Here is a 23,381-nt window from a genome sequence, read left to right as displayed (position 1 = left end):
AATGGCAAATGAGCGATATGGCACCAATAGAACGAATCCTAAATGAAATTAAGACCGCCGTCGAAGAGAAATTATACTACTCCGCCATCGCCGTCGCACTATCTTTACCGGAAATTTGCTCCAGGCTTGAGCAACAAACTCCAGAATCAAATAGAAGTGAAGAATTGTACAATAATTTCTTTAACAGATATATTAAGAAAAAATACCCAAAACTCAAAGGCGGGGATTTATATTATATAAGATGCGGAATTGCTCATACATCAACACTTTCTCATCGGAAAGCAGGGTTTTCGAGAATCATCTTCACCCTTCCCGATGGAAGAGGGAATATTTTTCATAACAACATAATAAATGACGCCATAAATATTGACCTGACAATTTTTTGCGCCGATATCATTGCTGCAGTAGAGGCCTGGTTTCACGAAAATAAGGAAAATGACACCGTTCTCAAAAATTTGAAGAACGCGGCTTTATATAGAGAAAATGGAATTCCTCCATATATTACTGGAATTCCAGTAATATCTTGAATCGTATAAAACTATACATTTCTAAAATCAAATACCCTCAGGAATCATCCTACTTTGTCACCCCCGGGCTTGACCCGGGGGTCCAGGGGCCACAAGCCGAAGCGATTCAGGCAGGGCACCGCCCCTGGATTGCCGGGTCAAGCCCGGCAATGACAAAAAAGAGTCTCCCCGCCATGCCTTCGGCGCATGGCCCGCCCCCGGAACGGCGCGGAAGGCGGTTTCATATTGCATGGCAACAGCGTTTCCTTATCGTGCGGGCGGCCTATTTGTCCGACAAAGCCCGATAAAGAGGAAACGCCCCCATGTCCGCCACACCCTCCACGCAAGAGAGCTTCCCCGAGATCCGCGAGGCCGTGCGCCAGCTCTGCGCCAACTATCCCGGCGAATACTGGCGCGAGAAGGACCGCGAGCGCGCCTATCCGACCGAGTTCGTGCAGGCGCTGACCGAGGCCGGCTACCTCTCCGTGCTGATCCCGGAGGAATATGGCGGCAGCGGCCTGGGCATTGAGGCAGCGGCGGCGATCCTGGAGGAAATCCAGAAGGCCGGCTGCAACGGCGCTGCCTGCCACGCGCAGATGTACACGATGGGCACGCTGCTGCGGCACGGCAACGAGGCGCAGAAGAAGCAGTATCTGCCGAAGATCGCCACCGGCGAGCTGCGGCTGCAGGCCTTCGGCGTGACCGAGCCGACGGCGGGCACCGACACCACCTCGATCCGCACCGCGGCGGTGCGCGAGGGCGACAAATACATCGTGAACGGCCAGAAGGTCTGGACCAGCCGCGCCGAACATTCCGACCTGATGATCCTGCTGGCCCGCACCACGCCGAAGGACCAGGTGACGATGAAGACCGAAGGCCTGTCGGTCTTCCTGGTCGATATGAAGAAGGCGCTGGGCAAGGGGCTGACCATCCGCCCGATCCGCACCATGCTGAACCATGCCACCACGGAAATCTTCCTGGACGATCTGGAAGTGCCGGCGGAGAACCTCATCGGCGAGGAGGGCAAGGGCTTCCGCTACATCCTCGACGGCATGAATGCGGAGCGCATCCTGATCGCCGCCGAATGTATCGGCGATGCCCGCTGGTTCATCGCCAAGGCCACCGAATACGCCACCGAGCGCAAGGTGTTCGGCCGCCCGATCGGCCAGAATCAGGGCATCCAGTTCCCGATCGCCAAGGCCTATGCACAATCGGAAGCCGCCGCGCTGATGGTCGAGCGCGCGGCGCAGATGTATGACGGCAAGATTCCCTGCGGCAAGGAAGCCAACATGGCGAAGCTGCTGGCCGCCGACGCCTCCTGGGCAGCGGCCGACATGTGCCTGCAGACGCATGGCGGCTTCGGCTTCGCGGAGGAGTACGACGTGGAGCGCAAGTTCCGCGAGACGCGCCTGTACCAGATCGCGCCGATCTCCACCAACCTGATCTATGCCTATCTGTCCGAGCATGTGCTCGGCCTGCCGCGCTCTTACTGATGGGCGCACTGTAATGGGCGCACTGGACGGATTGCTGGTGGTGGCGCTGGAACAGGCCGTCGCCGCCCCGCTCTGCACCGCAAAGCTGGCCGATGCTGGCGCGCGGGTGATCAAGATCGAACGCGCCGAGGGCGATTTCGCGCGCGGCTATGACGATGCGGTGAAGGGCCAGGCGAGCTATTTCGTCTGGCTAAACCGCGGCAAGGAATCCCTGACGCTCGATATCAAGAACCTGGACGACAAGGCGCTGCTGGAACGGCTGATCGCGAAGGCCGACGTGTTCGTGCAGAACCTCGCCCCCGGGGCCACCACGCGCGCCGGCATCGGCGCGGAGCAGTTGCGCCAGCGCCATCCGTCGCTGATCACCGTCGATATCAGCGGCTATGGCGAGGAAGGCCCGCTGGCCGAGATGAAGGCCTATGACCTGCTGGTGCAGGCGGAAAGCGGGCTGTGCTCGGTCACCGGCACGCCGGAGGGCATGGCCCGGGTCGGCGTGTCGGTCGGCGATATCGGCGCCGGCATGAATGCCTATGCCGCCGTGCTGGAAGCCCTCATCAAACGCGGCACGACGGGCCAGGGCAGCGCCATCAAGGTCTCGCTGTTCGACGGGCTGGCCGACTGGATGAACGTGCCCTACCTGCAATATGCCTATGGCGGCAAGGCGCCGGCGCGCATCGGCCTCGGCCATGCCACCATCCAGCCCTATGGCGCCTACGCCTGCGCCGACGGGCAGGTGATGCTGGCGATCCAGAACGAGCGCGAATGGGCGCGGCTCTGCGCCGAGGTGCTGGGCCAGCCCTCCCTCGCCACCGATGAACGCTTTTCCACCAACGTCGCGCGCTGCGCCAACCGCCCGGCGCTGAGCGACGCCATTGAGGCCGTGTTCAGGACGCTGCCGCGCGCACAGGTGGTCGAAAAGCTGAAGGCGGCGAAGATCGCCTTCGCCTCGGTCAACAGCGTTGCCGATCTTGTGGGCCATCCGGCGCTGCGCCTCGTCCCGGTGGAGACGCCGGAAGGAGCGGTCGAGATCGTCGCCCCCGCCGCCATCGTGGATGGCATGACACCCGGCCTGAAGCCCGTGCCCGCCATCGGCCAGCACAGCGAGGCCATCCGCAAGGAATTCGCCGCATGAGCATTGACGCAGAGAAGCTGCAGGGCTGGATCGGCAAGCGCCAGGAGGTGAATGAACGCCTCGCCGCCTGGGCCGTGCATGCCTGGAACGCCACGCTGGACCGCGAGGACGAAAAGCCGAAGGAAGGCGACCCGCTGCCGCCCGGCGCGCACTGGATCTTCTTCCACGAGGCGGCACGCACCAGCCAGCTGGGTGAGGATGGCCATCCGCAACGCGGCGGCTTCCTGCCGCCGGTCGAGCTGCCGCGCCGCATGTGGGCCGGCGGACGGCTACAGTTCCTCAAGAAGCTGGCCATCGGCGAACGGGCCACCCGCACCTCCGAGGTGATGTCGGTCGCCGTGAAGGAGGGCCGCACCGGGCCGCTGGTGTTCGTCACGGTGAAGCATGAGATCGCCGGGGCCGAGGGCGTAGCCATCGTCGAGGAGCACGATATCGTCTATCGCGGCTGGCCCAGCGAGGCGGAAAAGGCGAAGCAGCCGCCCGCCGCGCCACCGGCCGCCGAGGCCGTGTGGTCGCGCGAGGTGGTACCGACGCCGCCGCTGCTGTTCCGCTATTCCGCGCTGACCTTCAACGGCCACCGCATCCATTACGACCACCCCTATGTCACGCAGGTGGAAGGCTATCCCGGCCTGATCGTGCATGGCCCGCTGATGGCGACGCTGCTGCTCGACCTGGTGCGCCGCGAGGCGCCGGAGAAGCGCCTGACCGGCTTTTCCTTCCGCGGCATGAGCCCGGTGTTCGACACCGCCCCCTTCCATGTGAACGGCACGCCAAAAGACGGCGGCGCCGATCTGTGGATCGCCGGGCCGGGCAATTACCTCGGCATGCAGGCCACGGCACAGTTCGGATAAGGAAACGCTACTTCGCTGTCTGTTCGCCAGCGGGGGCGGCGCGGTCGGTCAGCACGCGGCGCGCCGGGAACAGCAGGGTCGCTGTGGTGCCCTTGCCGGGGCGGCTGGACAGCAGCAGCCTTCCGCCATGCGCCTCGATCATCGATTTCACAAGCGGCAGGCCAAGCCCGGTGCCGTGATGGCCGCGCGCCAGCGGCGAATCGATCTGCCCGAACGGCGACAACGCGACCGGGATGTCCGCCTCCGTCATGCCAATGCCGGTATCGCGCACGCTGAGGGCATAGCCGCCCTCTTCCGTCATCGTGCCGGTGATCTGCACCTCACCGCCGGAAGGCGTGAACTTCACCGCGTTCGAGGCCAGGTTCAGCAGCATCTGCTTCAGCTGCCGTTCGTCGGCCAGCAGGTCAGGCACCGGCGGCTCCAGCGCGGCCTGGAACGCAACCCCGCCATTGCGGGCCCGCCCATCGACCATGCGCGCCACCGCCGCGACGATGCCGGCGATATCGACCCGCGCCTCGACCAGCTGGGTACGGCCGGCATTGAACTTCGCCATGTCGAGCAAATCGTTGATGATCGACAGCAGATACTCCCCGCTTTCACGGATACTGGCGGCATAGGTCCGGTAGCGCGGGTCGCCCAGCGGCCCGTTCACCTCGCCCATGATGAGTTCGGAAAAGCCCAGGATGGCGTTCAGCGGCGTGCGCAGCTCATGCGTCATGTTGGACAGGAATTCGGTCTTGCTGCGCTCGGCCCGCTCCGCCTCGCTGCGCTGCAGCAGCAGGGTCATCTCGCGTTGCTTGTCCGCGGTGATGTCCACCTGGGTGACGAGGATGCCGCCATCCGCCAGCTGCTTCAGCTCGCCGCGCAGCCAGCGCCCGTCGGCCAGCTGCTGCTCCGGATTGCTCCAGGGCGGCTGGCGCTCCAGCACCAGCCGGGCGATCCAGGCCTCGCCCGACACCTCATCCTTCGGTGGGATCAGCCCGGCGACAAGGCAGTCGCGCAAGATATCCAGCCGCAGCCGGCCAGTCCGGAAATGCGGCGACCAGTCCGGGTAGAAATTGCGGAAGGCCTGGTTGCAGACGACCATCCGGTCCGCCGCATCATAGATGACGACCGCAACGTCCGAGGCCTCAAGCGCCTGCTCGATAAGCTCCGCCCGCATGGCTTCCGCAGGTGCCTGACTGCCGTTTTCCGTCACCGCCTATCCCCATATCCAGGCAATCCCGCGCGGCTGAGCGGGACCGCAAGACCCATTGAAACTGTTCTTTTCGAGGGAGCGGACGCCGTCGATTTTGCGGGCCCGTTTCTTGATCGTCCTTGGCTTGCACCGGGCGAACCGGCACTTCAGTAAAATAGCATATGCAAGAGGATAACCACCACCGGGATTCTGACAGTGCCCATGCTGCCAGCTCCTATTCCCTCGGCCGGCACGACCGAAGATTACGGCCAGCTGCTACCAGGCGACCGATTATGCTGCAACGCACAGTTAATTCTTTCATAGGATTACAGATTAAAGAATCTCTGATTTTCTTATCTTTTTTAACGCGAGAATGCGTTGACAAGCCGAAAGTCGAGGATCATATTTTGCAGTGCGACATGACCTTGTCCTCTGTCGTACGCACTTTTGGGCGTTTCCTCCCTAAACTTGGGCCGTGCAGCCGCACGGCCCATTTTTTTGCGCCTGCGAAAAGATACCCGGAAACGGGATCAGAAACGGGCCTCAGGAACGGGATGACGGCAGGCTCGTATCGCCCTCGCCCAGCGCGCGCTGCAGCAGCACGCTGTCCACCCAGCGGCCATGCTTGAAGCCGACAGAGCGGATGGTGCCCACATTCTTGAAGCCCAGCGCCTGATGCAGCCCAATGGAGCCGTGATTGCCGCTGTCGCCGATGATCGCGATCATCTGGCGGAAGCCCATATCCGTGCAGCGCGCCAGCAGCGCCGTCAGCAGCGCGCGCCCCACCCCCTTGCCCGCCATGCCGTCGCGGACATAGACCGAATCCTCGACCGAATAGCGGTAGGCCGGGCGCGGCCGGTACTGGCCGGCGTAGGAATAGCCGACGAGATCGCCGGCCAACTCGGCCGCTAGGTAGGGAAAGCCACCCTCCTTCAGCGTGCGGAAGCGGCGCAGCATCTCCGCCTCGTCCGGCGGCGTCTCCTCGAAGCTGGCCAGCCCGTGCTGGACGTGATGGGCATAGATGGCGCGGATGGCAGGAATATCGGCCTCGCGCGCGTCGCGGACCACAATGGTGTCGAGGTTCATTCGGCGGCCAGCAGGTTCAGGTTGATGTCTCCCAGACCGACAATCAGCTGGCGCATCTGATCCGCCAGCACTGCCAGGTGGGCTTTGCGCTCCAGCGTCCGCTCGTCCATGTAGAGCGCGCGGTTGATCTCGATCTGGATGGCATGCACGCCCTCGCGCGGGCGGCCGTAATGGCGCGTGGTGTAGCCGCCGGCATAGGGATGGTTGCGCACCACCGAATAGCCAAGGCCGCTCAGCAGCGCCTCGCAGCGTTCGGTGACCGCCGGCGAGCAGGCCGTGCCGAAGCAATCGCCCAGCACCGTGTCGATGCGGCCGTTCTTCTGCGAGCCACGGCCGCTGCCGATCGGCGACAGGCCAGTGGAGGGCATGGAATGGCAATCGACCAGGATGGCGAAGCCGAAACGCCGCCGCGTCTCCTCGATCAGCGCGGCCAGGGCGGCGTGATAGGGGCGATAGCAGGTGGAGATGCGGCGCATCGCCTCCGCCACCGGCAGCTTTTCCCGATAGATCGGCTCGCCATCGGCAACGATGCGCGCGATGGTGCCCAGCCCAGCCGCCACCCGCGGCGAGCGCACATTGGCATAGTCCGGCAGCTGGCCCTCAAACATTGCCGGGTCCAGCTCGAACGGCTCGCGGTTGGGATCGACATAGACGCGCGGAAACAGCGCGCGGATCAGCGGCGCGCCGAGGCCGGGGGCGGCCGCGACGATCTCATCGACGAAGCAATCCTCCGACTTGCGCAGCGCATGGTCGGTCAGCCGGGATGCCGCCTTCAGCGACTCCGGATAGACGCTGCCGCTGTGCGGGGAGGCGAATACCAAAGGCAGTCGCTGACCCGCCGCCGGGCGCAGCACCTCGAAGGCCGGTGCGATTTCCGCCGCGAGGCTGTTATCGCCGGGATGATCGGGAAAAGCCGTGTCTCTTGTCATCGCGAAGGATGATAGGGCGGGCGCACTGACCTGTCATCAGCCAGCTTCCGGTGGTCTGCAAGGCCCGCGACAGGCCGGCCTGAAAAACCGCGCGGAACGACGTTCGTCGGGCTTGCCTTGGCGGCGCGGCGATGCTAAACGCTTCGCTCCGTTCAGGAGACACCCCGTTTTCGCCCTGAACGCCGCATGGAATGGGCGCGTAGCTCAGCGGGAGAGCACTACGTTGACATCGTAGGGGTCACAGGTTCAATCCCTGTCGCGCCCACCATTCCATCAATGACTTGCGGCACATTAGCAAAGTCAACTCGCACACCATCCACACGCAAACCAGCAGTAACCGGCCCAGCCAGATCGCCGCCGGCCAGCTTCCGCAGGTCCTGAAAATACGACTCGGTTGCCGCCACGGCCGCCGCCAGATGGTCCGGACCGGCCTTCGCATAAATTTCGGTTGTCCTATAGCCGGACGAATGACCTAGCCAGCCAGCGACCTCCCACACCGACACACCGCGCCGGCGCAGATCCATCGCCATCGTGTGGCGGATCGCATAGGCGGTGATATCCAGCATGGCCCGCGATCGGCGCTGCACGTCGATCGCCAGCGCCATCGCCGCCGATCGCTTCCCTTCACCCCGCAGCGCCCGCACCTTGGCCGCCGCGTCATCGCGCAGCAGATTCGCGGCACGGAGACGCAAGCGCTCGAACATCATCTTCGTGCGCAGCAGAGGCTGCCCTTTCCAATGCACGAGCGGGCCAGCGGGTAGCTGTTCCACGAGGGTCCGCAAGGTCGGACAAAGCGGTAGCGTCGGACGGCGCTTCCTGTTCTGCGCCCGGCCGGACGGATTGAGGCGCAGCAACCCCAGCTCGGTATCCACCTGGTCGCGCCCCAGGTCGAGAATCGCCTTCGGTCGGGCTGCCGTGCCGCAAGCCAGCAGCAGATAGAGGCGCACATGAGGGACGGTAGCGGCCCGAAATAGCCAGGCCATTTCCTCAAGGGTCACATAGCGTTCCCTCGGCTCTCCGGCCTGCGCCAGGGACAGGTCCACGAAAGGCGGCGCCTGAAGCTCGCCCTCCCTGTAAGCCCAGTTCAATGCGGCCTTGCCAACAGACAGAATGCGCTTGATATAGCCGCCTGACAGCCCGCGCGCGGACAAGGCCGTGACGAACTCCCGGACAGTGCGCGGCTTAACGTCAGCCGCCACAGCCTCCCCGAAATGGTCGTTCCATTCCCTCAAGGCATGCCGAGCCTGGTCGGCACTCGGCCGATGCTGCGCATGCGCCTCCCAGTAGCGGACGAAGACCGTCGCCAGGGCGATATCCTCCGGCCGCTCGTTTTCCGGCTGGATACGCTTGGCGACAAACTCGGCTAACCGGCCTTCCGCGATCCGAAGATCAGGCGTGCCGAGGCTGCGGCGGATTGTCTGTCGGGATTGCGAATCGAACCAGGTGGCGCACCAGTGGGGTGAATTGTGCCGCCGGCTGAGCCAGTGACCAGCGATCTCGCCGGGACGGTCTCCGCCACGGTCTTCCTCTCGCTTTCCAGACATTGATTGTCCTCCCGGTCGAGATATTCCTTCAACCAATCCGCCCGCGTCTTCCAGCGGCCGCCGAGGCGCTTGAATCGGATTTCCCCCTGCTTCCGCAGGCGCTGGATGGTGTAGACAGACACGCCCAGCGCCTCCGCCGCCTCCCGCTCGGTCAGTAGCCTTGGCAGATCGATTGGTCCGCCACTCATATGACCGGCCTTAAAGGAATGGCGAACTCTATAGGCAACATCCCGGGCCGGTCATCTTCCGGTGCACGGTCGACATGACGTCCGAAATTGAGCGCCTGTTGCTGCTTCCATCGCAACGAGCAATAGGCCGTGTCGTCTCCCGGCTCGCTTTCCTCCATCTCATCGCCATTCATTTCGTCCGGATCATCGTCCTCTGCAGGATCATCGTCTTCCGGCCATTCGTCCTCGGTCAGCAGGCAGGCAAGCTTATCGATCAGGACGGGATGCGCCGGCAACAGCAGCCAGGGGCCGGCCGGCGTTTCAATGATGTCGATGTTCTCGATAAGGTTCAGCAGTGCCGAACGCTTGTGCGCATCGTCTGGCAGCTCGACGGGGATGCGGATAGAGTGCAAGCCAGCTTCGGGCATGAGTGTTCTCCTCTTGCCTGGGGTTAGGCCCGTCGCTGGTGCTCCAACACCACGGCGGGCCGCTGCTCGTTGCAGCATCCCCAACTTTCTCATACAATGTTTGCAAAAATCAACTACATTGTATGAGATTGTGCAACATGGCAAAAACCCATCCACTCGGCTTCCGCGTAGAACCTGAGGTAAAAGCCGCAGTAGAGAAAGCGGCAAAAGACGACCTACGCTCCACGTCATCAATGATTGAAAAAATCCTCGTAGAATGGCTACGAAAGAACAAATATTTAGAACAACCATTTCAAAAATAAAAATACGTCCGAAGCTAAAACTATGGAGCCCTCCCAATGAGTGATAAGGAAATTCCTTCCGATGGCCGACAGGCTGTATCCCTGTTAGCGGCATGCATCGTAACAACGATGAATGAGACAGACCCAAGTTTCCAGGAACGTTTCTTAAAACGTCTAGATGAGGCCTATGCCAGAAAAAGGCATGAATTTGGGACTGAAGACCTGGAAGTACTTTCATGGACCAGGGAAATCCTAACTGGCTTCACAACATCTGCAGGGCAAGGACAGCCATTTTTTCAGCGCTAAGAAATCAAAGTAAGTAAACTTTAGAGATTTCGGCTTGTCCTGCGGGGGAAAAGACCGCCGGGGTTGCTCAGGCCCCGGCACGGGAAAGCACCCCGCAGGACTTCACGGTGAGCCGCGCACCGTCCTCACCGCCTTCCCGTGTTCCTTCGATCCGTTACCTTATGGTGCTTCGGTAAGCTCGACGCGGAACCCTGCGCCGGGGGTAAGCTTCACCTGCACCGTCCCGTCCAGCGCCACAGCGGCACGGAAAGCAATACCGGCCGGCGCATTGTCGGCCGGGTCCGTGGTGAAATTGCCGGCCGTTGCGTCGAAGTACACCAGCGCGCCCTGGTCGATGTCGTCGGCCACCTTCGGCAGATCAAACACGCCCTCGATATGTACCTCGGTCGCAGCCCCCTCCTGAGCAGCCACAGCAGCCACGCCGACGATATCCCCGACCAGTACCGGCTGGCCGGTCTCCACGCCGCCCAGCGGGGCGACAATCGGCATCGTGTTGCCGGTACGGATATAGTTCTTCATCTTGCCAACCCTCCCGATTATTCGCCGCCGCCGGCATCGCCGGACGAGCGATAGACGCCCTGATGGTCGGTGATGGCCGCGGCGAAGTCATAGATGACGCGGATGCCGAGGCCATCCTGTTCCCAGGCCGGGCGCAACTCGACCATCGGCCCCTGCGCGCTGCGCAGATTGCCGTAGATGACCGATTCCACGGCCATCTGGTCGGCCAGCAGGTACCAGGCGGTTTCACTGACCGCATCTAGGCGCGGCTCCACCACCAGGTCCAGCTTCTGCGAAAACGGGTTGGTGTCTTCGACCTTGGCCGGCTGCAGTTCGGCAAGCACCTGTTCGGCCTTGGTTTCCAGCGCAGAGGGTACCAACAGGAACTTCGGCGGCGCGTTCAACGGCGTCTCGCCGTCCAGCGCCTTCTGTTGGCGCATCCGCTTCCGCCCGGCGTCGAGGCCTTCGACGTCTAGCAGCTCGTCACCAATGTTGCCGTGATCCGCGTGGAAACAGGTCTTCCCATCGGCCATCATCGGGCCAAGCCCGGCATTCTGGGTCAGAACGTCAGTCGCCACCTTCGCTTCCAGCTTGCCGATGGTGCGACCGTTATTGCCGGCGGCACGGATGATCGCCCCGTCGATATCGTTGGTCATGAGCTGCCGGGAGAGGGTGAAAATCGCGGCGTAGGTTTCCAGCTTCCACCGCTCGCCGCCCTCAGGGATCGAGACTTGCTCGATCTCGCCGGTCTCGTTGAGCTTCTTCAGCTCCATATCGCCCAGACGAATATGCGCGATCTCCCGGAAGTCCGGCGCGTCCACCTTCTTGCCGACGACGCGAATCCAGGCCGGCAGCATTTTCGACTGTTCGACCACCTGCGTCCAGTAGACGGTGCCAAGCACGGCTGCGAAGTCGCTGCTGCCATGCGTGACAGCCTCCATGAAGACGCCCGCCGGATCGTCCAGCAATCGTGCGGTTGGCACCGTCACGCCAGCGGAACTCAGACAGTTCGCCGCCTCGGCAAGCAGGCCGGTCCTGGAGGGCCGGCTTAGCCCCTCGGTAGCCGTGGCGGGACGGGGCATACCGTCAGGGCGCAGGATGCGGATATTGGGACGTGCCGCGCCGGCCAGCCGCGAAGACGGCGAGGGTTTCGGTTTGGTGACAGCAACTGACATAGGATGCTCCCTTGCTACGCGGCGCGATGGCCGCCCTTGAAGCTGAAAAGATCATCCGCAAGGCCAGCTGCGATGGCCGTGGGACCATGAAAAACGCCCGCCTGCTGGTCGCGGACGGATTTTGTCGACAGCCCGCGATTGCGCGCGACCGTCTCCACCAGCAGGGCATAGAGGCGGTCAACCTCGGCCTGAAGGCGTTCGCGCGCCGCGTCGGAAAGCGGCTGGAAAGGGGAAAGATCGGCCTTGCGCAGGCCGGCGATGATCTCGCTGACGACAAGGCCAGCCTTATCGAGCATCCGACTTTGGTCGACATGCATGGTGATGACGCCAACCGAACCGACACTGCCGGTGCGGCCCAGAATCACCCTGTCGCAGGCCGAAGCCAGCAGATACCCGGCTGACAATGCCATTTCATCGACCAGCGCGGTCATCGGCTTGGATCCTCGGGCCGCGTAGATCTGATCGGCCAGGTCGAAAGCGTTTGCCATTCCGCCCGGCGTATCGAGGTGCAGCACAATTTCCCGGACTTCCGGCGCGGACAGCGCCGCCTGCAGCTCGGCCTCGATAGCGTCATAGCCACGCCACCAGTTCTGCCGGGTAACGAGCGGGCCCGATATGCCGATAACGGCCAGCCCTTCAGGGCTTATTTCCAAGGCGCTCGCGATACGCTCGGTTGGGCGAGTCAACAGATCGCGCGTGCCGGCCGGTGCCAGCAGCAACGGCCTGTCCGCGAACGCGGCAAGGGTATCGCGCTCAGCCACGGTAGCCCTCCAGGATGCGTGCGGCGCGCGCCTCGACACTGCCGCCGCGCGGAAGACCATCATGTGAACCACCACCGCGACCGATATCCGGCTGGGGGATTGCAGCCATGCGGGCATCCAAACCGGTGCCGGGGCTGGCCTTCGGCGCGGCGGCCAGAATGGCATGTGCATCGCCTGGCGCTGAGTCGGTCTCGAATGCCAGGAACCGGGCCAGTTTCTCCCGGCCCGTGGCTTCCTCACTGTTCAGGATGGCCGCGATGCGCGCCCGCTCGCCCCTGGACTTGGAGCGGCCGTCGGCTTCTTCCTTATCCTGTTCATCGCCGTCGCCTGCCTCGTCTCCGCCTTCCAGAGATTCATCATCTTCGGGATTGTCCGCCGTGGCCTCTTCATCGTCGGTGTGGGCAGCAGGATCATCGTCTTCAGGGAACCCGGCACCAGAACGGATCGGCTGGGATGCCAGGCCGATATTCAGGAAGCGCTTTAGCAGGCTCATGTGCAGATCCTCCTACAGCCAGAAAGTGGGGCGGCGCAGTACGGACGGCAGCAGCCGCGAAAAGCCCCCCTCGCCTAGGTCGCGCAGCTCGACCAGGGCGAGGGGTCGGCAGTAACCCGCTGACATGGCGGCCCCCTGCCGATTAGAAAGGGTCCCTGCGAGGGGCACCAGATCGCCTCCCTCGCAGGGTCGCTGCCGGCCATCGGCGATGCACGGCCGGAGCGAATCAGTATGGAGATTGCCGCGCATCAGCCGGCACTGCCGTGTAGATCGCGCCAGGCAAGAACCTTGGCGCACATACTCTCCAGATCGAGAATCAGTTCGGTGACGTTAAGGATGAACGGGCACCGCGCTTCACGACGAATCAACGCCTTATGATCTGGCTCCGATGCAGGCATCGCCATGCGTTCGGCTATATCACCGGCAGCAGCAGCCAGAGAATAGCCAGCCCCATCATCGATCCAGCAGAAGCCCGAAAACCGGCCATCCCCTCGGTAGCGCATCACCCAGAAGGTTGGGTGCGCAGGATCGCGAGAGATAAATTCCGGACTGAAAGCAATCTCGGGAGCAACCGTGAGAGCGCCAAGCTCGCAGGGGTCGTCGGTGCGGCCGATTGCCCGACATTTGGACATGATGTCCTGCCGCTCCTTTTCCGGCAGCTTATTCAGGCTGCGGATGAAACGCGTCGGTCCAGCCATCTCCTGGAACGCCAGATAGATAAGGGTGAGCACTTCTTCTCGTGTGCCCGGAATGTCGTAGTGCAAGGCGAATTCGATTGCGTGAGCGAAGGTGTAGACTTCGCCTCGCTTACCCCGTCCGGCTTCCTGCGGCAGCAGCAAGGCACCTCGTGCTGTCGGCACAGTGCTCTTGGTCGGGCGACTGATCACAGACCGCAGATTGGTGAAGTTGCGGTTGTGCAGGATGATGTCCATCTCGGCAGGCGTAAAAGTCGCCCCAAGCACCCGGTTCCGCATGGCTGCATCGATCATTTCAAAATCCTCCGTTGATCGCTTCACAAGCATTCACGGAAGATAAATGTGAGTCAAACAGATTTATAATGCGTGTTAGTAATTTTTTTTAACCCATTGCATTGACTTGCTGAATTTAGTCTGACTTGCGCTGACTTTAGCCTTTTCGTAAGGCTCTCAAACTGGCGAACTCATGCGCTAAAGCTGCCCGTATACGGATTTGGGCAGGGAAGGACCCATTGAGCCCTCGCCAATCTTCTGCAAAGCCTAAGGGCGATCAAATTTCCAGCCCTTGCCGGCCTGATCCGGACGGGCACGACAGCCGACGAGACGACAGCCGGCACGGGGCGTAAGCGGTGACAGAGTGACAACCCCCTTTAGGGGGATTGTCACCTGTCACCTTCCCCCGTGACATGCCGTGACAAAGGAGTGACATGTCACGCCCTGTAGCGCTTCGCTTCAACCATGTCAGGGCACCGCCGCAACCATCGTCAAATCGTTGGAATCGGTGGGTTTTCATAAGCCCGCCGCCTGCTGATATCCTTAGCCGAATGCTCCACCAGAAGCCTCGATTAGGGCAGACGTCACAGCTACGGAATGTCACGCCCCGAAGGCTCCAAAGCGTGACAGGCGTGACACATCATCCCCTGTCACCGTCACGCGGCTCACGGACAATCCAGACGCTCTCATTCCAGATGCCAATGATTCCGCGCGACTGGAGCTTATTGCGGACGCGAAGGAAGGCCTGCCGTTTTGTGTTCGGCTTGTCCGAATCAGAAAGCCCCTTCAGATCCGCATAGCGCCTCCAGTGATCGGCAAGAACCACTCGGACCCCTGCCGGCACATGACCACCCGGCGATGCTTCGCCGCCCTCATCGATGGCCTGTTTCAACGCATCGAGGGCGATGCGTTCGGTATCGGATAGCCTGGTCTTCTTCGCCGTCCCGAAGCCCTGGCTCGCATCCGTGGCCGTCACGACACAGGAGGCGATATCCTCGCCATCCTCGTCCTGGCCGAGAACCGATTGCCGAAGCTCGTACCGGATAGCCTCTATCCCCGCTCCGTCCTTCACCTTGGTAAACTTCGCCTCGCACAGTCCGCTGTCGAACTGCTTGACCTCAACAGTCGCATCGGCCGCCGCCAGCAGCGCGTTGCTGCCGCGCATGCCGCGCGCCTGATCCTTGCCGGAATGATGGACGATCAGCACATGCGCGCCGGTCTCCGTCTGAAGCCGCGCGCACCGCTGCACCACCTGGCTGACTTCCGCCGCCCGGTCCTCGTCGCCGGTGCCGATCATGCGGGACAGTGTATCGAAGACGATCAGCCGGACGGGCTCACCCAGCCGCTGCGCCTGCTGCGCGATATCGGCCAGCAGCATGTCGGTATCGTCATCGTCATCGAACAGATTGAGCTGGCGCGGGATCAGCGCGAAGGGTATGGCAGGATCGCCCGCCTTCTCCTGCCGCCACGCCGCCATGCGCTGCATCATGCCGGTTGCACCTTCGCCCGCGACATACAGCACCGTCCCGGCCGTCACTCGATGGCCGAACCAGTCCCGCCCATGCGCGACAGACAGCGCCAGGTCCAGCGTCAGGAAACTCTTGCTGCTGCCCGGCGCGCCATAGATCACGCTGAAGCCGCCATTCGGCAGCGCGCCCTTCACCAGCCAGCTCAAGGGCGGCTGTTTGTCTTCCTCGCCGAACCAGATGAAAGGCAGCCGCGTCTTGATATCCGGCCGGTATTCCGCCGACGCCTCGACCAGCGCGTTCAGCGCCTCGACCGTGCCGCCACTATCCAGCCAGTCAACCACGTCACCTTTGCGCGGCAGATCCGGCAGGTTCAGCAGCTTCACGCTGGCTGCCGCCGTGTATAGGCCGCGCGCCACAGCCTCGCCATGCAGCCGCCCCGGATCGTCATTGTCTGGTAGCACGACGACATGCGCGCCGCTGAACCATTCGGCATAGTTGGCGCGCCACTTGCCGGCACCGCCGGGAAAGCACGTTGCCGGCACGTTGATCTTGCGCAGCCTGTCGGCGGATTTCTCGCCTTCCACGATGAAGACCGGCCGCCCGAGGGCGATATCCTCGATCATCTCGGGCAGCCGGTAGGGCAGGCGCTGCGTGTCTTTAAGGTTCCAGGTCCAGCCGCCCTTGCCATCCGGCCGTCGCTGGCGGAACTCCTTCGGGGTGAGGCGCACCACCTGAAACAGCAGTTCGCCAGCCTCGTCGGTGTAATCATAGGTTGCGACGATCTCGCGCTTGCCGCGCGGTGAGGTGGCGGGTGACGCTTCGGGGGCGGTCTCGGGAAATTCCTGCCTGATCCAGCCCATCGCGCCGGCCTTGTCGCGCGCCGCGCCTTGGCGGATGATCAGGTCCAGCACGCCGCCACCCGTTCCCGATTCATGATCGCGCCAGGTGCCGGCTTGCGGCCCGCCGACCTTCACCGACAGGCTGCCGTGCGTGCCGTAGCGCAGCTCGGCCTTGTTCGACAGCGCCTTGTTCGGCCGCCCCAACAGCCGTTCGGCCACGTCCGGCAGCAGCGCGGCGAAGTCTGTCACCTGGCACCCTCAAGGCGGATTGCCAGCTTCACCAGCCGATGCGCGATTTCGGACTTTGCAATAGCGATGGATTCGGGGTCGGTGCGATAGCCATCGCCAAGCATTCGGACAGCGCGCGCAAGAACCCGCAGCTCTGCCGAAGCGGAGGAAATATCGCCCCAATCGTCTAACACGCCGCTCGCACGCACGGTCATCCTAACCCCTTGAAAACCGGAGTTGGCATGCGAGTTGATCTGCTAACTTATGCCTTTGATTTCTTTGAACAACGCCGTCTTGACATCGTAGGGGTCACAGGTTCAATCCCTGTCGCGCCCACCATTCCAGACCAAATCTCAGCTGATGATCTGGTGCCGACGGCACCGCCGTGTCATCATTGCACTGCAGGAGTCGGCCACGCCGGAACCTGGTGTATGCCTGTGCAAGGTAAAGCCAGCATGAGCCGGATACATAATGAGAGGGTTAAACTATCGGCAACATGGCTGAATGGGCTGTCCATTGCCATATTCGCCGTTGGCGGCATCGCCCCCATGCTCACGCGGCTTTATGACGGCAGAGCACTCGACAAGTCGCTGCTGGCCATCGCGGCGGGTTGTTTCCTCGCCGCCTTCGCCATACATCTTATGGCACGCGATATTTTGCGGAGGCTGAAGCCATGACACAGGAAACATTGGCGCTGCTGCTCATGCCAGCCGCTGGCCTGTTGATGGCCGTCATCATGCTGTACATCGTGAAACGCGACAGTGACCGGAATGACAAACACCGGCCTGGCACGCATTAACCAATAACGCCCCGCTCAGACCGCCTTCCCCAGCCCCTCCAGCCGTTTCATATTGCCGCCGAAGGGCGACAGCAGCGCAAGGGTCTGGGACGCAGAGGACGCCCCCATATTCTGCCGCGCCAGTGCGGCCAGCGTGCCCGACGGGCTGAGATCGACGTAGCGGGCGCCACCCTGCTCTTCCAGGGCCGTGAAGCAGCCGCGCAAATCCATCGGGTCGCGCACGATACGCCACAGGAAGTCAGCCGGCAGCTTGGCAGGGTCCAGCGGCCCGCCCAGGCAGCTCGACCAGCAGGGCCAGAAGGGTGCCGCGAGCCGCAACCCGGCCGAGGCGGCGCGGCAGGCCTCCGCCGCCGGATCGATCCATCTGGAATGAAAGGCGAAGCCCACCGGCAGGCGCTGGAACGCGACCGAGCGAGCGCGCAACGTTGCCTCTATCGTCTCCAGCGCCCCGGCCGGCGCCGACAGCACGAAATGCCCGTTGGAACTGATGCCCGCGATCTCGCTGTTCTGCGCCAGTTCCGGCTCCTCGCGCCACAGCGCGGGCGGCGCCAGTGCCGCGACCATGCCACCGGGCGCGCAGCTTGCCTCGAACCGGGCCGGCTGATCGGCGACATGCAGCAACGCCTCCTCGAACGGCAGCATGCCGGCGACACTCATGGCGACGAACTCGCCCAGGCTGACGCCCAGCAGCAGGTCCGGGCGCAGGCCGCGCTGCATCACCGCCCGCGCCACCGCATACTGCACCAGAAACAGCGCAGGGTGGCTGACCGCCAGCCGGTCGAACGGGTCACCGATGCGGCGGTCCGGCCCATAGATTTCCGCGATCAGCGAATAGCCGAACCGGTCCCGCAACAGCGCATCGCCAATCCGCATCCAGTCGCGGAACACCGGCTCCTGCTCGTACAGATCCGCCGCCATGCGGAAGTACTGCGCGCCCTGGCCGGCGAAGCAGAACACCACCGGGCGGGCGGAGGCGGACTCACTCATGCTTACTCACTCCCTGCAGGCGCTGCTGGCCTGCCCCCTGTTCTGCAGCCTGCCCGATTGCCTGTAAAGGTTTGATGAAACACGCCCAACACCGCATTTACCCTCTTTCCATCGCGGCGGCGAAGCGGTACCGTCTGGAGTATCCATCCGCTAATATTGAGCGGTGGGCGAGATATGGCGGGCAGAGAACAACGGGAGAGAGCCAATGGCCACGAAATCCACCGACAGCGGCAGTGCTGCCGACACCAAGACGGCCGCAGTTTCCGGCGCTGACGGCGTGGCACGCGCGCTCAGCGGCGAGAGCAAGATCAAGAGCTATGTGATCGCCTCGACCGCGGCGGCCATCGTGCCGGTTCCGCTGTTCGACATCGCCGCCGTCACGGCGATCCAGCTGCGCATGATCCAGAAGCTGTCCCAGCTGTATGGCACGCCCTTCTCCGAGAGCGCCGTGCGCAACGTCATCACCGCGCTGGCCGGTGGCGTGCTTGGCTATGGCGTCGGTGCTGCGGTTGCGATCAGCATGACCAAGGCGATCCCGGGCATCGGCTGGATGCTGGGCATGGTTTCCATGCCGGTGATTGCCGGCGGCTCGACCTACGCCATCGGTCGCGCCTATCTGAAGCATTTCGAGGAGGGCGGCTCGGTCTTCGACTTCGATGTCGAGAGCATGCGCAGCTACTATGACGAGCAGTTCGAGAAGGGCAAGAAGCTGGCCGCCAAGGTCAAGGCTGAAGCCCGCAAGCGCTCCGCCGAGGCCGATTTCGAGGAAGCGCCCGCCGCCTGACCTCGCCGGCTCTGAACGCAAACGCCGCCGCCCCGGCCGGGACGGCGGCGTTTTTCGTTGCGGAAGGGTCCTATCAGAACAGCCGGGCGCGCTTGCCGACCTTGTCGTCGGAGGCCAGCAGGACGATCACGCCGACCACCGGGCTGAACAGGAAGGAAATCAGGAAGTTCCCCAGGAAGCCGAAGCGCTTGTTGCGGCCGAGGATACCGATCAGCCAGCTCGCGCCGATCCAGGTTACAAGGAAGCCAGGATGGAAGAGGAAGGTCATCGCATGTAATCCTTGATGATTGCCGATGGCCGGCCGCTGTCCGGCGGTGTAACAGACCCGTGCCAGGCGAAAGGTTTGCGGTATTTGGCCACCGCCTCGAAATTCTTCCCGTTATGATAGACGATAAAGGTGTCCGTGTCGGTTATCAGCCCGTTGCTGTCGAAGGATACCATGCCGGTGGCGCCTTCAAACGGCGTCTCGTAGCGCATCACCCTGAGCTTGTCCTCCAGCTTGGTGGTATCGCGCGTCCCGGTGATATCGACGATATAATCCAGCAGCTTGATCGCATCATAGCCGATAGCCGCCAGCAGGTCAGGCCTCTTGCCATAGCGCGCCTCGAAATCGGCCAGGAATTGCCGCGCGACCGGGCTGTCGCTCTGTTCGTCATAGAGCGACACGGCCGCGACATCATGCATGTTCGCCAGCCCGGCCACATCCTCCAGCGCGGTGGCGAACAGATTCTCCGGCCCCAAGATCGGGATACTGAGGCCGAGCGTGCGGGCGCGGCGGATGAAATAGCCCGCATCCTCCATCGAGTTGGTGGCGATGAAGAACGCATCGATCTCGTTCACCGAGAACAGGTTGTTATCCAGGATGAACAGCAGCAGATCGTCGATGGAGCGCCCCTCGGCGGACAACGCGCCGCGATAGAGAATCTCCCCGCCCTCCTGGCCGATGAAGCTCTGGAACTGCTTCGTCGTCTCCGTGCCATAGCCGCTGTTGTCCGACAGCAACACAAAGCGCCGCATGCCCTGCGACATGGCGAAATGCGCCATCACCCGCGCGATATCGGCATTGTTCGGCTGCAGGGCGAAAAGATTGGTGAATTGCAGGTTGCTGAGCGATGTCGCCGTGGCATGGGTGGCCAGGAACAGCCGCCTCTCGCGGTTATAGATGGCGCTGGCCGGCACCGCCGTGGCGGAATAGCCATGCCCCACGACCACCATGGTGTCCTTGTCGGCCACGATGCGCCCGGCCAGATCCAGCGTGCGTTCCACCACGCTGGTCAGCTTCATCCTGTCGGTGAAGGGCTGTTCGGGCACATAGGCCGCATCGAGCTGGGCGCCGGCCAGCCCGTTCCCGGCATTCACCTGCTCGACGGCGAGGCGGATACCCGCCAGGAACTGACGGCTGCCGGGGTCGTCGGGATAAACCACGGCGATTTTGAAGCGCTCGCCGGCAAGCGCCGTATCCGTGCCCTGCGGGCCGAGATACAGGAAGGCCGCCATGCCGGCCACCGCGGCAACGATCAGCGCCGAGAGCAGCCAGGACACCAGTGCCCAGTTGCCCGCCAGACGGGAGGCTATCGAATCGACACGCCGCATTGCCGCTACCGGTCGCCAAGGATGATCGGCAGCCCATCCTTGCCGGCGCCAATGACCACCGTCTTGGCGTTGTTCGAGGTCGCCAGCTCACGCGTTGCCTGAATGCCCTGCCAGCGCAGCAGGTCCTGGGTCAGGGTCTCGCCCACCCGGCGCTGATATTCCTGGATGCCGCCGGCCTCGATCTTCTTGCGCTCGGCCTCCTTATGTTCGATGGCCAGCCGGTACTGATAGGCCTTCTCCTGCTCGCCCAGCACAAGCTTCTGCTCGATGGCATCGCGCACCGGGACCGGCAGATCGACCGATTTCACCAGCACATCGTCGATCAGCACATAGCGGCTCTCGACCTTCGACAGGCTGCTGACGACGATGGATTCGAGGAAGCCGCGCTTGCTGGTATAGACCTCCTCCGGCCCGTACTGGCCGACCGCGCGGCGCAGCACCGCCTCGGTTTCCGGGAATACCACCTTCTCCAGATATTCCGGGCCGACGGCGACATGCAGCAGCGGCAGCATGCGGATATCCGGGCGGTAGCGCACCGCGACATTCAGGTCCACCGGCAGGCCGCTGCTGGTCAGCAGGGAATATTCCCGCTCCTTGGTCTGCAGGCGCATGTCGTAGATGAACATGCGGTCCCATGGCCACAGCAGATGCACGCCTTCATCATAGATCTGCTCCATCTCGGTGCCGCTGAAGAAGCGGTAGAGCACGCCGGCCTCACCGGAGCGGATCGAGACGACGATCCGGCTCCACAGCAGCACGCTGGCGATCAGCAGCGCGATCAGCAGCAGGGCCGCGACAGTCCGACGATGGAAGCGGCGGCTGTCTGCCTCTTCGATATAGTCTTCTTCAATATCGTCAGACATATAGCTCGACAGCTCCCGTTCGGCGCCTGGTGCCCGGCATTATGCGTTGCCCCTCCGATTCTTGCCAGCCTCGATCCTGGATCATCGGCCCTTCTCCCTAACCGTTCTGCGCCTTGCGCCGCGGGCGGCGGCCACCCTCGGCGCGCGACAGGGCAGACTCCAGGATGGCCGCGCAGCGTGCCAGCCCCGGCGGCCGCAGGATCGTGTAATGATCGCCCGGCACCGCGTGCAGATCGAGACCGCCACCCGCCAGCGGCGTCCACCCGCGGGACTGGTCCGCCACCGGCACCGCCTTGCCCGCCAGCACCGTGACCGCGCCGCCATAGGGCGCCGGCTCGTAATCGGCCAGCGCCTGGACATGCGCGCGGAACACCGCGAACAGCCGGCGCAGCTGGCCGCTGTCCATGCCGGGCAGCGCCGCCGTTAGCCAGGGCGACAGCAGCAGCGCGGCGAAGGGATCGCGCCCCTCGGCCACTTGCAACGGCGGAATATCGGCCAGCCCCAAGAGATCGCGGGCGAAGGCGCGGACCTCTCGCACCTCCTGCGGCTCCTCTGAAGGCTCACCGAAACTGTTCAGCAAGGCCGGTGTGTAACTCTCGATCAGCGTCACCGTCCCCACCGGCTGGCCCGCCGCCGCCAGTTGCCGTGCCGTCTCGAAGGCCAGCACCCCGCCCATCGACCAGCCGGCAAGATGATAGGGCCCGTCAGGCTGATGGCTACGGATCAGCGCGGCATAGGCACCAGCCATGGCGGGAAGGCCGCCCGCGAAGGGCTGCTCGCCCGGCTCGATACCGGCGGCCTGTATGCCGATCACCGGCCGGCCCGACTGCAACAGCCGCGCAAGATCGCGGTAGCAGGCAACCGACCCGCCGACCGGATGGATAACGAACAGTGCTGGCTTGCCACCCTCTGTCCGCAGCGGCACCAGCCCCGGTCCGCCCGCAGTCTCTGGGGCCGCAGCAGGCTCCCGCAACAGTGCCGCCTGATGCGCCAGCACCGGCGTGGCGATCAGCGCCGCCACCGGCAGCTCGCGTCCGAAATGCTGGCGAATGCGGGTCTGCAGCCGCAGGGCGAGCAGCGAATGGCCGCCCAGCGCAAAGAAATCGCAGGCGGGGCCGATGGCAATCGTCTCCGGCAGCTCCAGCACGGCGCGCCACAGACTGGAGAGGTCGGCCTCGACAGGATCGTGCGTCCCGATGACCGCTTGCTGCGTTCCGATGTCCGGCAGGGCCGGCAGCGCGGCCCGGTCCAGCTTGCCGCTCGGCATCACCGGCAGGGCGGGCAGCGCCATGAAGGCCGCTGGCACCATGTAGGTTGGCAGACGCCCGGCCAGCCAGCGCCGCAGTTCCTCCTCGCGCAGCCCCTTTTCGCCGGCGACGACATAGGCAACCAGCCGCTGGGCAGCACCCGTGCCCTGCACCACCACGGCGGCATCGCGCATGCCGCCGGCCCGCAGCGCCGCCTCGATCTCGCCCGGCTCGATGCGGAAGCCGCGCAGCTTCACCTGCTGGTCGATACGGCCATGGAAACCGATCAGCCCGTCGCGGCCGGGGATGAAGCTGGCGCGGTCGCCGGTGCGGTACAGCCGCACGGGACGGCGCCGTCCCGGAAGCTTCCGCTCCACGAAACGCGATTCGGTAAGGTCGGGCTGGCGGAAATAGCCGAGCGCCAGCCGACGCCCGCCGATATGCAATTCGCCCTCAATCCCTTCCGGCACCGGATTCCCCGAAGGGTCGAGGATATAGGCCTCGGTGCCCGGCAGCGGCCGGCCAATCGGCAGCGCCTCTTCAGGCGCGCCATCCCGTGGCACCTCATGCAGCGTACAGGTGACGGTGGTCTCGGTCGGGCCATAGGCGTTCAGCAGCCGCGCCCCGCGCAGCGGCCCGGCACGCCAGAGCGCCGGCAGGTCGGGCGGTGCGGCCTCGCCGCCGACGACCAGCAGCCGCAGCGTGGAAGGCTCGACAGTCTCTCCGGCTTCCGCCCAGGCCAGCAGCGCCTCGCGCAGATAGGCCGGCGGCAGATCG

The 23,381-nt window shown here is 63.6% G+C and carries 26 protein-coding genes and 1 tRNA gene; 10 read left to right on the top strand and 17 right to left on the bottom strand.

Annotated features, from left to right (window positions below):
• Positions 1 to 8: 8 nt before the first annotated feature.
• The 4 genes from MK313_RS06625 to MK313_RS06610 all read left to right on the top strand — a co-directional run bounded on the left by MK313_RS06625 (position 9) and on the right by MK313_RS06610 (position 3,982).
• On the top strand, positions 9 to 527 hold the full coding sequence (locus MK313_RS06625; RefSeq protein WP_287780552.1) for a hypothetical protein: 519 nt from the start codon (positions 9 to 11) through the stop codon (positions 525 to 527).
• A gap of 302 nt (positions 528 to 829) precedes the next feature.
• Positions 830 to 1,999: an acyl-CoA dehydrogenase family protein gene (locus tag MK313_RS06620; protein WP_287780551.1), complete on the top strand. Its 1,170-nt coding sequence runs from the start codon at positions 830 to 832 to the stop codon at positions 1,997 to 1,999.
• Between the two features lie 13 nt (positions 2,000 to 2,012).
• On the top strand, positions 2,013 to 3,131 hold the full coding sequence (locus MK313_RS06615; RefSeq protein WP_287780550.1) for a CaiB/BaiF CoA transferase family protein: 1,119 nt from the start codon (positions 2,013 to 2,015) through the stop codon (positions 3,129 to 3,131).
• A complete protein-coding gene (locus MK313_RS06610; RefSeq protein ID WP_287780549.1) occupies positions 3,128 to 3,982 on the top strand; it encodes an FAS1-like dehydratase domain-containing protein in 855 nt (284 codons plus the stop codon). Before MK313_RS06615 ends, MK313_RS06610 begins: the two co-directional genes overlap by 4 nt.
• A 7-nt stretch (positions 3,983 to 3,989) precedes the next feature.
• Here the strand turns inward: MK313_RS06610 and MK313_RS06605 are convergent, their stop codons facing one another.
• From MK313_RS06605 to MK313_RS06595, 3 genes are all read right to left on the bottom strand, one after another.
• Positions 3,990 to 5,144, bottom strand: a complete 1,155-nt coding sequence (locus MK313_RS06605) for a PAS domain-containing sensor histidine kinase (protein ID WP_287780548.1) — start codon at positions 5,142 to 5,144, stop codon at positions 3,990 to 3,992.
• Between the two features lie 558 nt (positions 5,145 to 5,702).
• Entirely contained in the window at positions 5,703 to 6,245 is a 543-nt protein-coding gene (locus tag MK313_RS06600; RefSeq protein ID WP_287780547.1) for a GNAT family N-acetyltransferase, read from the bottom strand.
• On the bottom strand, positions 6,242 to 7,174 hold the full coding sequence (locus MK313_RS06595; RefSeq protein ID WP_008945417.1) for an N-formylglutamate amidohydrolase: 933 nt from the start codon (positions 7,172 to 7,174) through the stop codon (positions 6,242 to 6,244). The genes MK313_RS06600 and MK313_RS06595 overlap by 4 nt, the downstream gene beginning before the upstream one ends.
• Positions 7,175 to 7,367: 193 nt before the next feature.
• Between MK313_RS06595 and MK313_RS06590 the strand changes: the two genes are divergently transcribed.
• Positions 7,368 to 7,442: transfer RNA gene (locus MK313_RS06590), tRNA-Val, on the top strand.
• A gap of 1,095 nt (positions 7,443 to 8,537) precedes the next feature.
• Here MK313_RS06590 and MK313_RS06585 read toward each other — a convergent pair.
• Together MK313_RS06585 and MK313_RS06580 are read right to left on the bottom strand one after the other, a co-directional pair.
• A complete protein-coding gene (locus MK313_RS06585) occupies positions 8,538 to 8,906 on the bottom strand; it encodes a helix-turn-helix domain-containing protein (protein WP_287780546.1) in 369 nt (122 codons plus the stop codon).
• Positions 8,903 to 9,313, bottom strand: a complete 411-nt coding sequence (locus tag MK313_RS06580) for a hypothetical protein (protein WP_287780545.1) — start codon at positions 9,311 to 9,313, stop codon at positions 8,903 to 8,905. Before MK313_RS06580 ends, MK313_RS06585 begins: the two co-directional genes overlap by 4 nt.
• A gap of 137 nt (positions 9,314 to 9,450) precedes the next feature.
• On the opposite strand from MK313_RS06580, the gene MK313_RS06575 reads away from it, so the two are divergent.
• Positions 9,451 to 9,615, top strand: a complete 165-nt coding sequence (locus tag MK313_RS06575) for a hypothetical protein (RefSeq protein WP_287780544.1) — start codon at positions 9,451 to 9,453, stop codon at positions 9,613 to 9,615.
• A gap of 36 nt (positions 9,616 to 9,651) precedes the next feature.
• Positions 9,652 to 9,900 (top strand): hypothetical protein, encoded by a 249-nt coding sequence (locus MK313_RS06570; RefSeq protein WP_287780543.1) that lies wholly within the window; start codon positions 9,652 to 9,654, stop codon positions 9,898 to 9,900.
• Between the two features lie 159 nt (positions 9,901 to 10,059).
• Here the strand turns inward: MK313_RS06570 and MK313_RS06565 are convergent, their stop codons facing one another.
• From MK313_RS06565 to MK313_RS06535, 7 genes are all read right to left on the bottom strand, one after another.
• The gene (locus MK313_RS06565; protein WP_287780542.1) at positions 10,060 to 10,419 is read right to left on the bottom strand and encodes a DUF2190 family protein; all 360 of its coding nucleotides are present in this window, start codon (positions 10,417 to 10,419) and stop codon (positions 10,060 to 10,062) included.
• Positions 10,420 to 10,436: 17 nt separating this feature from the next.
• Positions 10,437 to 11,573 carry a Mu-like prophage major head subunit gpT family protein gene (locus tag MK313_RS06560; protein ID WP_287780541.1) on the bottom strand — a complete coding sequence of 379 codons (1,137 nt, stop codon included), beginning with the start codon at positions 11,571 to 11,573 and terminating at the stop codon, positions 10,437 to 10,439.
• 14 nt (positions 11,574 to 11,587) lie between these two features.
• A complete protein-coding gene (locus MK313_RS06555) occupies positions 11,588 to 12,334 on the bottom strand; it encodes a S49 family peptidase (protein WP_287780540.1) in 747 nt (248 codons plus the stop codon).
• Positions 12,327 to 12,827, bottom strand: coding sequence for a hypothetical protein (locus MK313_RS06550; protein ID WP_287780539.1), 501 nt, complete (start codon positions 12,825 to 12,827; stop codon positions 12,327 to 12,329). Before MK313_RS06550 ends, MK313_RS06555 begins: the two co-directional genes overlap by 8 nt.
• Before the next feature lie 248 nt (positions 12,828 to 13,075).
• Positions 13,076 to 13,816 (bottom strand): hypothetical protein, encoded by a 741-nt coding sequence (locus tag MK313_RS06545; protein ID WP_287780538.1) that lies wholly within the window; start codon positions 13,814 to 13,816, stop codon positions 13,076 to 13,078.
• Between the two features lie 619 nt (positions 13,817 to 14,435).
• Positions 14,436 to 16,352 (bottom strand): AAA family ATPase, encoded by a 1,917-nt coding sequence (locus MK313_RS06540; protein ID WP_287780537.1) that lies wholly within the window; start codon positions 16,350 to 16,352, stop codon positions 14,436 to 14,438.
• A complete protein-coding gene (locus MK313_RS06535) occupies positions 16,349 to 16,546 on the bottom strand; it encodes a hypothetical protein (protein ID WP_287780536.1) in 198 nt (65 codons plus the stop codon). The genes MK313_RS06540 and MK313_RS06535 overlap by 4 nt, the downstream gene beginning before the upstream one ends.
• Positions 16,547 to 16,573: 27 nt before the next feature.
• Here MK313_RS06535 and MK313_RS06530 point away from each other — a divergent pair, with 27 nt between their 5' ends.
• Positions 16,574 to 17,008 (top strand): hypothetical protein, encoded by a 435-nt coding sequence (locus tag MK313_RS06530; RefSeq protein WP_287780535.1) that lies wholly within the window; start codon positions 16,574 to 16,576, stop codon positions 17,006 to 17,008.
• Positions 17,005 to 17,130 (top strand): hypothetical protein, encoded by a 126-nt coding sequence (locus MK313_RS06525; RefSeq protein ID WP_272943354.1) that lies wholly within the window; start codon positions 17,005 to 17,007, stop codon positions 17,128 to 17,130. Before MK313_RS06530 ends, MK313_RS06525 begins: the two co-directional genes overlap by 4 nt.
• Positions 17,131 to 17,145: 15 nt before the next feature.
• Here the strand turns inward: MK313_RS06525 and MK313_RS06520 are convergent, their stop codons facing one another.
• On the bottom strand, positions 17,146 to 18,117 hold the full coding sequence (locus MK313_RS06520; RefSeq protein WP_287780534.1) for an acyltransferase domain-containing protein: 972 nt from the start codon (positions 18,115 to 18,117) through the stop codon (positions 17,146 to 17,148).
• Between the two features lie 205 nt (positions 18,118 to 18,322).
• Here MK313_RS06520 and MK313_RS06515 point away from each other — a divergent pair, with 205 nt between their 5' ends.
• Positions 18,323 to 18,901: a YcjF family protein gene (locus MK313_RS06515; protein ID WP_008945420.1), complete on the top strand. Its 579-nt coding sequence runs from the start codon at positions 18,323 to 18,325 to the stop codon at positions 18,899 to 18,901.
• A 73-nt stretch (positions 18,902 to 18,974) separates the two neighbouring features.
• Here the strand turns inward: MK313_RS06515 and MK313_RS06510 are convergent, their stop codons facing one another.
• From MK313_RS06510 to MK313_RS06495, 4 genes are all read right to left on the bottom strand, one after another.
• Positions 18,975 to 19,169: a hypothetical protein gene (locus MK313_RS06510; protein WP_008945421.1), complete on the bottom strand. Its 195-nt coding sequence runs from the start codon at positions 19,167 to 19,169 to the stop codon at positions 18,975 to 18,977.
• On the bottom strand, positions 19,166 to 20,494 hold the full coding sequence (locus tag MK313_RS06505) for an ABC transporter substrate-binding protein (protein WP_008945422.1): 1,329 nt from the start codon (positions 20,492 to 20,494) through the stop codon (positions 19,166 to 19,168). Before MK313_RS06505 ends, MK313_RS06510 begins: the two co-directional genes overlap by 4 nt.
• Before the next feature lie 5 nt (positions 20,495 to 20,499).
• Positions 20,500 to 21,357, bottom strand: a complete 858-nt coding sequence (locus tag MK313_RS06500) for a prohibitin family protein (protein ID WP_008945423.1) — start codon at positions 21,355 to 21,357, stop codon at positions 20,500 to 20,502.
• 97 nt (positions 21,358 to 21,454) lie between these two features.
• The coding region (locus MK313_RS06495; RefSeq protein WP_287780533.1) for a thioesterase domain-containing protein at positions 21,455 to 23,381 on the bottom strand (1,927 nt) is incomplete at its 5' end.

Source organism: Oceanibaculum sp. (assembly GCF_022449305.1).
Lineage (GTDB): Bacteria > Pseudomonadota > Alphaproteobacteria > Oceanibaculales > Oceanibaculaceae > Oceanibaculum > Oceanibaculum indicum.
The sequence above is the reverse complement of the archived record's forward strand: the minus strand, read 5'-3'. Positions and strand labels throughout refer to the sequence as shown.